10 protein-coding genes and 3 rRNA genes are annotated in these 12,649 nt (G+C 42.8%); 4 read left to right on the top strand and 9 right to left on the bottom strand.

Going from position 1 to position 12,649, the window contains the following annotated elements; genetic code table 11:
• Positions 1-29: 29 nt before the first annotated feature.
• Together ACX27_RS09410 and ACX27_RS09405 are read right to left on the bottom strand one after the other, a co-directional pair.
• Positions 30-599: a hypothetical protein gene (locus ACX27_RS09410; RefSeq protein WP_062291317.1), complete on the bottom strand. Its 570-nt coding sequence runs from the start codon at positions 597-599 to the stop codon at positions 30-32.
• A 75-nt stretch (positions 600-674) separates the two neighbouring features.
• The gene (locus ACX27_RS09405) at positions 675-1,190 is read right to left on the bottom strand and encodes a DUF6658 family protein (protein WP_062291314.1); all 516 of its coding nucleotides are present in this window, start codon (positions 1,188-1,190) and stop codon (positions 675-677) included.
• Between the two features lie 526 nt (positions 1,191-1,716).
• On the opposite strand from ACX27_RS09405, the gene ACX27_RS09400 reads away from it, so the two are divergent.
• Positions 1,717-2,655 (top strand): lysylphosphatidylglycerol synthase transmembrane domain-containing protein, encoded by a 939-nt coding sequence (locus ACX27_RS09400; RefSeq protein WP_062291311.1) that lies wholly within the window; start codon positions 1,717-1,719, stop codon positions 2,653-2,655.
• 13 nt (positions 2,656-2,668) lie between these two features.
• Here the strand turns inward: ACX27_RS09400 and ACX27_RS09395 are convergent, their stop codons facing one another.
• From ACX27_RS09395 to ACX27_RS09380, 4 genes are read right to left on the bottom strand one after another with little or no spacing between them, the layout of a single operon-like run.
• Positions 2,669-2,896 carry a DUF167 domain-containing protein gene (locus ACX27_RS09395; RefSeq protein ID WP_062291308.1) on the bottom strand — a complete coding sequence of 76 codons (228 nt, stop codon included), beginning with the start codon at positions 2,894-2,896 and terminating at the stop codon, positions 2,669-2,671.
• Positions 2,868-3,293 carry a ribosomal maturation YjgA family protein gene (locus tag ACX27_RS09390; RefSeq protein ID WP_062291306.1) on the bottom strand — a complete coding sequence of 142 codons (426 nt, stop codon included), beginning with the start codon at positions 3,291-3,293 and terminating at the stop codon, positions 2,868-2,870. The genes ACX27_RS09395 and ACX27_RS09390 overlap by 29 nt, the downstream gene beginning before the upstream one ends.
• Before the next feature lie 60 nt (positions 3,294-3,353).
• Positions 3,354-3,902 carry a DUF2231 domain-containing protein gene (locus ACX27_RS09385; protein ID WP_062298243.1) on the bottom strand — a complete coding sequence of 183 codons (549 nt, stop codon included), beginning with the start codon at positions 3,900-3,902 and terminating at the stop codon, positions 3,354-3,356.
• Between the two features lie 26 nt (positions 3,903-3,928).
• The gene (locus ACX27_RS09380) at positions 3,929-4,669 is read right to left on the bottom strand and encodes an LmeA family phospholipid-binding protein (RefSeq protein WP_062291303.1); all 741 of its coding nucleotides are present in this window, start codon (positions 4,667-4,669) and stop codon (positions 3,929-3,931) included.
• Positions 4,670-4,928: 259 nt separating this feature from the next.
• On the opposite strand from ACX27_RS09380, the gene ACX27_RS09375 reads away from it, so the two are divergent.
• On the top strand, positions 4,929-5,984 hold the full coding sequence (locus ACX27_RS09375) for a hemerythrin domain-containing protein (RefSeq protein ID WP_062291300.1): 1,056 nt from the start codon (positions 4,929-4,931) through the stop codon (positions 5,982-5,984).
• 154 nt (positions 5,985-6,138) lie between these two features.
• Here ACX27_RS09375 and rrf read toward each other — a convergent pair.
• The 3 genes from rrf to ACX27_RS09360 form a co-directional block, all read right to left on the bottom strand.
• A 5S ribosomal RNA gene (gene rrf, locus ACX27_RS09370) occupies positions 6,139-6,255 on the bottom strand.
• Between the two features lie 100 nt (positions 6,256-6,355).
• Positions 6,356-9,176, bottom strand: a 23S ribosomal RNA gene (locus tag ACX27_RS09365).
• A 340-nt stretch (positions 9,177-9,516) separates the two neighbouring features.
• Positions 9,517-11,002, bottom strand: a 16S ribosomal RNA gene (locus tag ACX27_RS09360).
• The 16S, 23S and 5S rRNA genes sit together here, the layout of an rRNA operon.
• A gap of 377 nt (positions 11,003-11,379) precedes the next feature.
• On the opposite strand from ACX27_RS09360, the gene ACX27_RS32325 reads away from it, so the two are divergent.
• On the top strand, positions 11,380-11,553 hold the full coding sequence (locus tag ACX27_RS32325) for a hypothetical protein (protein WP_158507362.1): 174 nt from the start codon (positions 11,380-11,382) through the stop codon (positions 11,551-11,553).
• Positions 11,554-11,574: 21 nt separating this feature from the next.
• Positions 11,575-12,648: a dihydroxyacetone kinase subunit DhaK gene (gene dhaK, locus ACX27_RS09355; protein WP_062291297.1), complete on the top strand. Its 1,074-nt coding sequence runs from the start codon at positions 11,575-11,577 to the stop codon at positions 12,646-12,648.
• Position 12,649: the final 1 nt, after the last annotated feature.

Below are 12,649 nucleotides of genomic sequence, written 5' to 3'. Positions count from 1 at the left end.
TTGATTAAATATTTGAAATTGACTAAATTTTAGTCAATATTTCTGAATGTCCGGTTTACTGCATCACCAGCATCTTCACCTGCGCGTTGAGCATTTCGGGTTAAGTCTTGAGCAGCATTACTGGTGTTTTCTTTGATATTTTCTAAACCACGTTTAGTTCCCTTCGCTACACCTTCGGCTGTTCCTTGAGCAGAACTACCAATATCTTCACCTAAGTTTTTCACTCTTTCGGGTAAAGGTGTACCTTGGCGATAATTACGAGCATATTGTTCTGGGCTATCAATGCCTTTTTCGTTAATATTTCTTTCGGCATTGCGGCTCAAATCTTCGGCTCGATTTTTAGCAGCTTTTTCAAAATTTTTCGCTCTCGGATCTACATCACTAAAGTTATTCATCCCACCTTCAGGACGATTAAGATTATAAGATTTAGTGGGATCGTAACGCTCAGTATTAGGTGATTGGGCGCTGGGCTGGGGTGGTTGACCTGCAATAGTAGGCCTGTTGCAAGCTTGTGTCAAAATCAGAAAAACACCTGCTAAGAATACACTGAGAACTTTCAAAGGGCGAATATTCTTGAACCAATTAATGACTCTGTTCATAGTTTTACTCCTGTTTCAATTTGGTGTCAGTTAAAAATTTATGGAAGTATCCCACACTAGAACAAAACAAAAATTCTATCTGCCTACTGCCGGATTTTTTTGTAACTCTGGTCTAGCACTTGCTTCATCAGCTTTTTCTTTGACAAAGCTGCTGGCATCTTGGAATTGTTCTTTTACAGTCTCCAGCCTATCTTGCACTCGACTTCCTAAATCTGGTTCATTTTGAATTAAATTTCCAGGCTCAGGTTTTTGAAAGTTTTCTTTTGTAATTACTGGTAATTCTTTTTCTTTCTCGACTCTGCCTTGAGGAGTTTCTGCACCAGGATAAAGGATTTCTGACTCTGGATTTGTAGCAATTAATGAACTAGAAGGTAAATAAGCGTTATTGCTTAAATTTCTAGTATATTTATCTCCACCATTCTTATAGGGATTGTTTGCACCACCAGCTTGTACAGCAGGATTTTGGGGATTTGCCCCTGTCACATCTCCACTACTACAAGCAGTGCTGACTATCAAAATCATAACTGCCAAAAATACTGTGATAACTTGGCGTAGTTTGAAGTTTTTTAATAACGCCGTTAAATTTTTCATTAGTGCCTCCTTTCAACTATTCACAAGTTTCATTTGCTTTTCATAAATTAATTAAGCAAGTTAAATTCTTGTTTTAGTTGACTATTATTTAACTAACAATTACCAATATTAATAATGAAAAATAAATTTTACATCTGGCTTAAGTCACATTATATTGACTTAAAATGTAATAATTACATCTGACTGTAGAGAGATAAGACTAAGATTTTTAAGTCTCCTTATCATGAAAAACATAATAAAATTATTTTGATTTAGAAAATTTTAAAAATAGCAATTAATTACTACCTTTGGGAGATTTTAAATACTAAAAAACGATATAAGTAGAGCAGTATCAAATAATAACAATAAGCAAAAATCAATATATAAATTTTAAAAAATTATTAAATACCAGTACTATGAACAAAAATTGTTAAAAGCATTACTTAAAATATATCAAATCAAATTAGTAATTTATTCCAAGTTTTGGTATGTAACTGATGTACCATAAGACTTGTGACATTCAGCCCTTGGTGCTTGAGCTAGATAAATGACCAAAGTTATGAAGCAATTTTTACGCTGGCTGATTTTGGGTGGGACGCTGTTTTTTGTTACCAAAGCCTTAAAGGATAATTGGGCAGGGGTGACAAGTATCAAAATCGATGCAGCAGGATGGGCAATTTTAGCGATCGCCACGGGCGTAACTTTATTAGCACATACTTGGGCTGGCTGGATTTGGACTTGGGTTTTACGTGATTTAAATCAACCTGTACCATCTATTCCATTTGTTCAAGCTTACTTAAAAACTAATATTGCCAAATATCTTCCGGGTAATGTTTGGCATTATTATGGGCGCATTATGGCTGCCAAAAATGCCAATGTTTCTGGAGGTGTAGCAACTATTAGTGTGTTATTAGAACCACTCCTGATGGCAGCAGCCGCTTTAATGATTGTGGTTGTATTCGGTAGTCAGTTGGCTGTGAGTCAAACTAATTTCTCTCTAAGAATATTACAATTTGTAATTTTAGTTGTGATACTTTGTGGTATACATCCTTGGTTCTTAAACCCCCTAATTCACCTTTTATACAAATTAAAAAATAAAAAATCGCCTAATAGAAATCAGTCACAAGTGACTATCAATCTTGAACGTTATCCCTTTCGCCCCTTGTTAGGAGAAGTAGTATTTTTAGGAATGCGTAGTTTGGGGTTTATTTTGACTATGTTGGCAATTTACCCGATAAATCTTAGCCAATTTCCTTTATTATTTGGGGGTTTTAGTATTGCTTGGCTATTAGGGCTAATAGTTCCCGGTGCGCCAGGGGGGATAGGTGTATTTGAAGCCACAGCGATCGCACTTTTACAAAATCGTTTTCCTTCATCTGTGGTAATCAGTGCGATCGCTTTATATCGTCTCATCAGCATCTTAGCGGAAACGTCTGGCGCAGCTTTAGCTTGGCTAGATGAACGTTCGGTTAAAAGCAATAGCTAAAATAGCATCAATACTAAATTCCAATTTGAATTTCAATTAGCTTTTGTCGAGAAAATAACCCTGATTTAATGCTGACATAAGACTTTGGCACATCAAATTTATCCGCTAAAACCTTAATTAATTCTTCATTGGCTTTTCCGTTAGTCGGCGGCGATTTTAAATATACAGTTAAACTTCCATCTGCTTGCTCTTCAACTTTTTGTTGTTTGGAATTAGGTTTGACCTTGACTCTTTTTTGCATTATTGTCTATTTCCCTTAATTTTCTTAGCCACAACCAACCTAAAATACAACCAAATACATAATGAGGAAAATCCCACCAAGAAAAAGTATTGCCCAGTAATAATTTACCGATTAATGTAGCTCGCATCGCTTCTAATATTGGTGGATGCCAAAGTTGGAGAAATTCTAGTATACAAGTAATCACAAACACCCAAATAGGAATTTGTACTATTGCTTTGCGACTGTTGAAAAACCAAAATGCTAACAGACACCAAAATATTTCGTAAAATATCGCTGAACCATTGTTATTAAACCACTGACGACCCAGACCTGGATAATATTTAAATAAAAAGCCCACCGCTGTGACGATGAGCAAGGAAAATATCATAAATATTTTTGAGTTACTGTTGTGACGCATGTTCCCAAACTTAGAGACTCAACAAAATTCTAGCCTTCATAACTTGAATCTCAAATAAAGTTATGGATATCTTTTACTACCAGCCCCTACTACACCAATTTTATGGCGATAGGAGAGTTCTGCACCAAACCACCCAGAAACACTAGTCAACGTTCCCACTACCAGAGATATTAATAATCCCCAAGGTAAAATCCTGGCTTCTGCGTCACCCCAACGCAAAATAAAGTTAAACAGCGTTAAGACTAGAAGAGAAACATTCAGGATCATGTGCGCCCAGCCCGCTGTGCGTTTCCGGACTCGCTCAATTTTTAAAAAGTCGCTTAACCCAATCGCAGCAGCAATTAAACCTCCAACTAGTCCGAGTCCAATCAACCACAAGGAAGCCCTCGCCCAGAAGAAATCACGAGTTAGCCAATAGCCAAAATCGCTTCCCAAAGCTGCGGCTAAAAATGCTATCGGAAAAATTACACTTAAAGGGTGTAAGGGATGTCCTGCGATCGCTACTGTGCTAGGTACGCCAGTATCACGATACTCTCGATCATCACTCTCAATAATTGGCGGAATATTGGGAAAAGGGCTAGAAGCCGATGTTGTTTCTGAAGTTTCCATAGTTTCCATAAATAATTATCCTTTGTTTAAGCCGAGGGAATCTGTTCTACATAAGCTTCTGCTTGCAGAGTTAATTTACTTGGTTCTACTTCTATTTGCTTAACTCGCAAGCTCATACCTTCTAAATCGAAATTAGATAAATTTAGAATTTCGCTGGTTTGATCAATTAAAGCTTTTGTCAATTCTGGTGAGATTTCATCCCCTTCACCATACTCGACATTTTCTAAAGATACAGTTTGTCCATTACCACTGACTTTAGGTATTGCAGAAAAGGCAACTTTTTGAGTTTCGCCGGTTTCTGTTAATTGAATAGTTGCATTTAACCCTATCTTTTGATTATCAAGTAAGCGAACGTCTACAGATTGGGTTTCTATATTCATAGATTGACCATCGATATCCACTTTCTGGTTTTGAAGTTGGGATCGTACATATTCAGAATTAAAAGCACGGTTGATATCATTTTCAGTTAACACAACTCTTGCACTAGCTTCTGTAGGTTTGGTTAGTTCAATTTTGCCAAAAGCTACACTTAAAGGATTAATGGCAACATTGCCCATTTGCATTTCTAATTCCTCCATTCGGAGGTCTTTCTGCATCACTAAACCTTCGCCTGATATTTGTACTGCATCTACTTGTCCCTGAACCATTTTTAGTGGATCAGTTTTAATATTGACATCTAGATTTTCAACCTCATCCAACTGGCTAGATAATCCTATTTCGGCAGCTTTATTTAGTGCTTGCTCTCCTATCCCAGGACTTTCTGACATTATGTTGTTATCTCGTTTTTGAATCTCTTTGGACAATTTAGAAAAATAATTTCAAAATTTTATCTACCCAACGATGGAGACAAAATTTATTCTGCGTATCTCCAAAAGAAGAATCAGAAATTCTTATGTAAAAAAAAAAAAATTGTTTTTCTATCTAGAGTTACCCATTAATCGCTCAAAAGAAAGAGGGAATATGATTAACTCCTATGACAAGCTGTGACTAGTAATAATCTGATTACTTTTTGAGGAGAACTTTAGAATGGTATCAACTTTAGATGATACAAAACGCAATGCTATTGCTAGTAAATTAGCTAGTATTAAATTGGTTCAACAGTTATTGATTGAAAATGAAGAGCTATTTTTGAGAGAGTCTACCGATAGTGAAATCTCTGATCGGATTCGCAATTTCCTTGAAGATGACCGCAAAAATCTGGGCATTATAGAAACTGTAATTGTGCAGTATGGTATTCAGCAAGAGCCGAAACAAACTGTTCAACAAATGGTTGAACAAGTTCGTAAATTGATGCAAGGCTCTGAACTGAGTTTCTACGAAAAAGTATCCCAGCACGAACTATTAAAGCATCAACAAGTTATGAGTGGCTTGTTAGTACATAAAGCAGCACAAAAAGTTGGTGCTGATGTGATGGCAGCAATTGGGCCTATTAATCCTGTTAACTTTGAAAACCGCGCTCACCAAGAACAACTCAAAGGTATTCTAGAAATATTAGGTGTGCGTGAGTTAACTGGACAAAATGCAGACCAAGGAATTTGGGCCAGAGTTCAAGATGCGATCGCAGCGTTTAGCGGCGCAGTAGGTAGTGCTGTTACCCAAAGTTCAGACAAACAAGATATGAACATCCAAGACGTGATTCGCTTGGATCATAACAAGGTAAATATCTTGTTTACTGAATTGCTCCAAAGCAATGATCCTCAAAAGATTCAAGAATACTTTGGTCAAATCTACAAAGATTTAACTGCCCATGCTGAAGCTGAAGAGGAAGTAGTTTACCCTAGAGTCCGTTCCTTCTATGGCGAAGGCGACACCCAAGAACTTTATGATGAACAAGCTGAAATGAAGCGGCTTTTAAACCAAATTAAAGGTATTAGTCCTTCAACCTCTGAATTTAAAGATAGAATTAGGAATTTGATGGATATCGTTGGCGACCACGTTCGTCAAGAAGAAAGTACAATGTTTGCTGCCATCCGCAACAATTTGAATACTCAACAAAGTGAGCAACTCGCTACAGAATTTAAAGCAGCTAAAGCCAAAATTCAACAACGATTGGGTGGAACTGCAACTGGAGCAAATATCTAATTTTCTAATTTATAGATAGCGTATGATTGGCTATCTTAATCACAATAGGGGTCAGTTTTTCAACTATCCCCTATTCACATATAAATTCACATATAAATACTAAAAAGCTCCTTAGTATAATGTTAGAACTAAGGAGCTTTTAGTGGAAAAAAAGACCTGGCGCCGAGCAATTGTGGCAGGAGGCGACCCTCCAACTATCGTAGCCGCAGCAGCGTTTCACCTCTGAGTTCGGGATGTATCAGTGTGGTTCCACCGCGCCATAGGCACCAGGAAAGACAGTGAACAGTGGGCAGTTATCAGTTATCAAACAACTGTCACCCATTCAGAAACCCTGAAGACTGCAAGAAACGCGATTTACCAAATAAATGTTTGAGGTCAAGCCCTCGGTCTGTTAGCACGGCTCGGCTACATACATTACTGCACTTCCACCTACCGCCTAAGAACCTGTGTTCTACAGGTGACCTTACCTACTTAAAGTAGTGAGAACACTCATCTTGAGGTGGGCTTCCCACTTAGATGCTTTCAGCGGTTATCCGCTCCGCACTTGGCTACCCAGCGTCTACTGTTGGTACAATAACTGGTACACCAGCGGTGCGTCCTTCCCGGTCCTCTCGTACTAAGGAAGGCTCCTCTCAATGTTCTAACGCCTGCACCGGATATGGACCGAACTGTCTCACGACGTTCTGAACCCAGCTCACGTACCGCTTTAATGGGCGAACAGCCCAACCCTTGGGACGTACTTCCGCCCCAGGTTGCGATGAGCCGACATCGAGGTGCCAAACCTCCCCGTCGATGTGGACTCTTGGGGGAGATCAGCCTGTTATCCCTAGAGTAACTTTTATCCGTTGAGCGACGGCCATTCCACTCTGCGCCGTCGGATCACTAAGGCCTACTTTCGTACCTGCTCGACTTGTCAGTCTTGCAGTCAAGCTCCCTTTATGCCTTTACACTCGCCGCACGGTTTCCAAGCGTGCTGAGGGAACCTTTGCGCGCCTCCGTTACCTTTTAGGAGGCGACCGCCCCAGTCAAACTGCCCACCTGAAACTGTCCTTCTACCGGATCACGGTAGTAAGTTAGAATCCTAGCTTCGCCAGAGTGGTATCTCACCGTTGACTCCATATCCCCCACAAGGAATATCTCTTCGTCTCCCACCTATCCTGCGCAAGCGAAGCCCGGACACCATTCCAGGCTACAGTAAAGCTTCATAGGGTCTTTCTGTCCAGGTGCAGGCAGTCCGTATCTTCACAGACATTCCTATTTCGCCGAGTCTCTCTCTGAGACACCATCCAGATCGTTACGCCTTTCGTGCGGGTCGGAACTTACCCGACAAGGAATTTCGCTACCTTAGGACCGTTATAGTTACGGCCGCCGTTCACCGGGGCTTCGGTCGTCAGCTTCATGTTGCCACTGACCAACTTCCTTAACCTTCCGGCACTGGGCAGGCGTCAGCCCCATACTTCCTCTTGCGAGTTTGCGGAGACCTGTGTTTTTGGTAAACAGTCGCCTGGATCTCTTCACTGCGACCCACTCTCGTGGGCACCCCTTCTTCCGAAGTTACGGGGCCATTTTGCCGAGTTCCTTAGAGAGAGTTATCTCGCGCCCCTTGGTTTACTCAACCTCCCTACCTGTGTCGGTTTCGGGTACGGGTACCATATGTTCATCACATGACTAGCTTTTCTTGGCACTATCTTTCACTACGCGGAGTTCGTAAACCCCTCCCAAACCAATTAGGGTGTAGCTATTTTTCATGCGTCCCTTGCCATGCTCCCATATCGTAGTCAGGGAATCTTCACCCTGTGTCCATCGACTACGCCTTTCGACCTCGCCTTAGGACCCGACTCACCCAGAGCGGACGAACCTGGCTCTGGAACCCTTAGGGTTTCGGGGCATTGGATTCTCACCAATGTTTGCGCTACTCAAGCCGACATTCTCACTTCCGTTTCGTCCACAGCTGCTCGCCGCTACTGCTTCTCCCTACTACGGAACGCTCCCCTACCGATTAATTTCTTAATCCCACAGCTTCGGTACATCACTTAGCCCCGTTCATTTTCGGCGCAAGACCGCTTGACTAGTGAGCTATTACGCACTCTTTCAAGGGTGGCTGCTTCTAGGCAAACCTCCTAGTTGTCTATGCAGTCTCACCTCCTTTATCACTTAGTGATGATTTGGGGACCTTAGCTGGTGGTCTGGGCTGTTTCCCTCTTGACGATGAAGCTTATCCCCCACCGTCTCACTGGCAATGTGTCCATCGGGTATTCTGAGTTTGTCTCGATTTGGTACCGGTCTCCCAGCCCGCACCGAAACAGTGCTTTACCCCCCGACTATATTCATTACCGCTGCGCCTCAACACATTTCGGGGAGAACCAGCTAGCTCCTGGTTCGATTGGCATTTCACCCCTAACCACAGCTCATCCGCCGATTTTTCAACATCGGTCGGTGCGGACCTCCACTTGGTGTTACCCAAGCTTCATCCTGGCCATGGTTAGATCACCAGGGTTCGGGTCTATAAACACTGATTATCGCCCTTTTCAGACTCGGTTTCCCTTTGGCTCCAGCATTCTCGCTTTAACCTACCAGTGCCTATAAGTCGCCGGCTCATTCTTCAACAGGCACGCGGTCATCCGTTTAATCGGACTCCCACTGCTTGTAAGCTCACGGTTTCATGTTCTATTTCACTCCCCTTCCGGGGTTCTTTTCACCTTTCCCTCGCGGTACTTGTTCTCTATCGGTCACACAGTAGTATTTAGCCTTACGAGATGGTCCTCGCTGATTCACATGGGATTCCTCGTGCCCCATGCTACTCGGGATTCAGCTTCTATCCTTTGACTTTCGACTACAAGACTTTCACTTTCTCTGGTGCAGTATTTAGCTGCTTCGTCTAGCCTCTAGATTCGATATTGCTGTCCCACTACCCCAAAAGGTAAACCCTTTGGTTTAGGCTCTTCCCCTTTCGCTCACCACTACACAGGGAATCTCTTTTGATTTCTTTTCCTCCAGCTACTAAGATGTTTCAGTTCGCTGGGTTGGCTCATACCTGTCTATATATTCAACAGGCTGTATTTAGGGTTGCCCCATTCGGATATCTCCGGCTCAATGTTTGCTTCCAACTCCCCGGAGCTTTTCGTCGGTAACCACGTCCTTCTTCGCCTCTGTGTGCCTAGGTATCCACCATTAGCTCTTTTTCGCTTGACCACTTAACAATTGGTGTTTCACCCGCAGTCTTTTGTCTTTTGTTTCCGGTCTTTTAGCTTTTTTGCCTTTTGACTTTTCACTTTTGACTTTTTTGACTGCCTGCTATACAATCGCGTTTCTATGCAGTTTTCAAGGTTCTGGCTAGGATTCAACCCAGCATTCTAACTCTTTCTATTTGTTAGGTGCTGGTCTTTTTTCCTTTGTTTTAGTTTGTACTTTTAAACTTGAAACCATTAAATAACTTTGAAAAGCTTTTTACCCCATCTCGACCGACCTAGGTTGACCATCTTGTTCTCTATTTGCTGTGCGCTTTCGATTCCAAGTTGGGTAGGTCTCCCTAAAAGGAGGTGATCCAGCCACACCTTCCGGTACGGCTACCTTGTTACGACTTCACCCCAGTCACCAGCACTGCCTTAGGCATCCCCCTCCTCACGGTTGGGGTAATGACTTCGGGCGTTGCCAGCTTCCATGGTGTGACGGGCGGTGTGTACAAGGCCCGGGAACGAATTCACTGCAGTATGCTGACCTGCAATTACTAGCGATTCCTCCTTCACGAAGGCGAGTTGCAGCCTTCGATCTGAACTGAGCTCCGATTTCCGGGATTTGCTTGCTATCGCTAGCTCGCTGCCCTCTGTTCGGAGCATTGTAGTACGTGTGTAGCCCAAGACGTAAGGGGCATGCTGACTTGACGTCATCCCCACCTTCCTCCGGTTTGTCACCGGCAGTCTCTCTAGAGTGCCCAACTTAATGCTGGCAACTAAAAACGAGGGTTGCGCTCGTTGCGGGACTTAACCCAACATCTCACGACACGAGCTGACGACAGCCATGCACCACCTGTGTTCGCGCTCCCGAAGGCACTCCCTGCTTTCACAAGGATTCGCGACATGTCAAGTCTTGGTAAGGTTCTTCGCGTTGCATCGAATTAAACCACATACTCCACCGCTTGTGCGGGCCCCCGTCAATTCCTTTGAGTTTCACACTTGCGTGCGTACTCCCCAGGCGGGATACTTAACGCGTTGGCTCCGGCACTGCGAGGGTCGATACTCGCAACGCCTAGTATCCATCGTTTACGGCTAGGACTACTGGGGTATCTAATCCCATTCGCTCCCCTAGCTTTCGTCCCTCAGTGTCAGTTGCGGCCTAGTAGAGCGCCTTCGCCACCGGTGTTCTTCCTGATCTCTACGCATTTCACCGCTACACCAGGAATTCCCTCTACCCCGAACGCACTCTAGCTATGTAGTTTCCACTGCTTTTATCTAGTTAAGCTAGACTCTTTAACAGCAGACTTACATCGCCACCTGCGGACGCTTTACGCCCAATCATTCCGGATAACGCTTGCATCCTCCGTATTACCGCGGCTGCTGGCACGGAGTTAGCCGATGCTTATTCCTCAAGTACCGTCATTTTTTCTTCCTTGAGAAAAGAGGTTTACAACCCAAGAGCCTTCCTCCCTCACGCGGTATTGCTCCGTCAGGCTTTCGCCCATTGCGGAAAATTCCCCACTGCTGCCTCCCGTAGGAGTCTGGGCCGTGTCTCAGTCCCAGTGTGGCTGATCATCCTCTCAGACCAGCTACTGATCGTCGCCTTGGTGCGCTCTTACCACACCAACTAGCTAATCAGACGCGAGCTCATCTTCAGGCAGCTAGCCTTTCACCTCTCGGCACATCCGGTATTAGCCACCGTTTCCAGTAGTTATCCCCGACCTGAAGCTAGATTCTCACGCGTTACTCACCCGTCCGCCACTAAATCCTAAGATTCCGTTCGACTTGCATGTGTTAAGCATACCGCCAGCGTTCATCCTGAGCCAGGATCAAACTCTCCGTTTTGTTATTTTTTGAGTTTGTTATCTGAAAAAACTCGTTCTTCAGATTCCTTGCTATAATTTTTGAAGTTTTTGGGATGTCCCAAAACCAATTTGTTTGACGAGGATTGGTTTAAATTTAAGCTTTCAAAGTATTGTTTTTTCTCGGTTCAGTCGTCTTGGCTCTTGCCTTGACACTTATCTAGATTAACAACTGGTTATAGGAACGTCAAGGGGTTGGCAAAAAATTTTTTTGAATTTGATTGGAACGAAAGTAAAAATCAATAAAAACATTTAAATCAGCGGAATGGCAAGTATTTGAGTTTATTTAGTCATATAAGGCTAATTTTAGTTTAAATCAATTAATTTATGTAATGGTGCATAGCCTAATAGAAGCAATTTATGTGGAAAAATCAAAAAATTCCTGAAAGAAAATTATTTACAAAATTTTTCTTGAGAAGCTGCTTCAAAGATATGAGCGATCGCACGCACCATAGCAAAACCATTCCGGCAGAAAATACATTAATCTGGCGTATATTTGTGTTTTCTACCCGTTGGATTATTCTGAATCTGTAGCAATATTCTCAATTACAGACAATGAAAAAGCTGATTAATCAGCCAGAAGACTTCGTAAGAGAAAGTCTAGCTGGGATGGCGGTGGCTCATTCGGATTTAATCAAAGTCAACTATGATCCCACTTTTGCTTATCGAGCTAATGCAACCAAACCAGGGAAAGTTGCAGTTATTTCTGGTGGAGGTAGTGGACATGAACCGATGCACGCAGGGTTTGTGGGTACCGGAATGCTAGATGCAGCTTGTCCGGGAGAGGTATTTACGTCACCTACCCCTGACCAGATGCTGGCTGCTGCTCAAAAAGTAGATAGTGGAGCGGGTATTCTTTATATTGTCAAAAATTATAGTGGCGATGTGATGAATTTTGAGATGGCAACGGAGTTAGCCAGAAGTGAAAGTATCCGTGCGCTCAGTATTTTGATTGACGACGATGTGGCAGTGAAGGATAGTTTATATACCCAAGGTCGTCGCGGTGTAGGAACGACAGTGTTAGCAGAGAAAATTTGTGGTGCGGCGGCTGAACAAGGTTATGACTTGCAACAAGTAGCAGATTTGTGTCGTCGGGTAAATCTGAATGGGCGAAGTATGGGAATTGCTTTAACATCTTGTACTGTACCAGCGAGGGGTACTCCAACATTTACATTAAGCGATCGCGAAATGGAAATTGGCATTGGGATTCATGGTGAACCGGGAAGGGAAAGAATTGATGTAAAATCAGCAGATGAGATTGCAGAGATATTAACCCAAACAATTATTGATGATGTTGGCTACAGTCGAGTGGTACGAGAGTGGGATGAAAATCAAGGCGAGTGGGTTGATGTGGAATTGATTGATCCACCTTTGCAAAGAGGCGATCGCTTGTTAGCCTTTGTTAATAGTATGGGTGGTACGCCCATTTCCGAACTTTATCTGATTTATCGTAAGCTGGCAGAAATCTGCGACAAACAGGGAATGATCATTGTCCGCAACTTAATCGGCCCTTACATCACATCTTTAGAAATGCAAGGTTGCTCAATTACATTGCTGAAGTTGGACGATGAACTCTTGCAGTTATGGGATGCACCAGTACATACAGCAAATCTGCGTTGGGGTATTTAAT

The organism is Nostoc piscinale CENA21 (assembly GCF_001298445.1).
In the GTDB taxonomy this organism is placed as follows: domain Bacteria; phylum Cyanobacteriota; class Cyanobacteriia; order Cyanobacteriales; family Nostocaceae; genus Nostoc_B; species Nostoc_B piscinale_A.
Note: the sequence above shows the minus strand (reverse complement) of the source record. Positions and strands in the feature narration are given on the sequence as shown.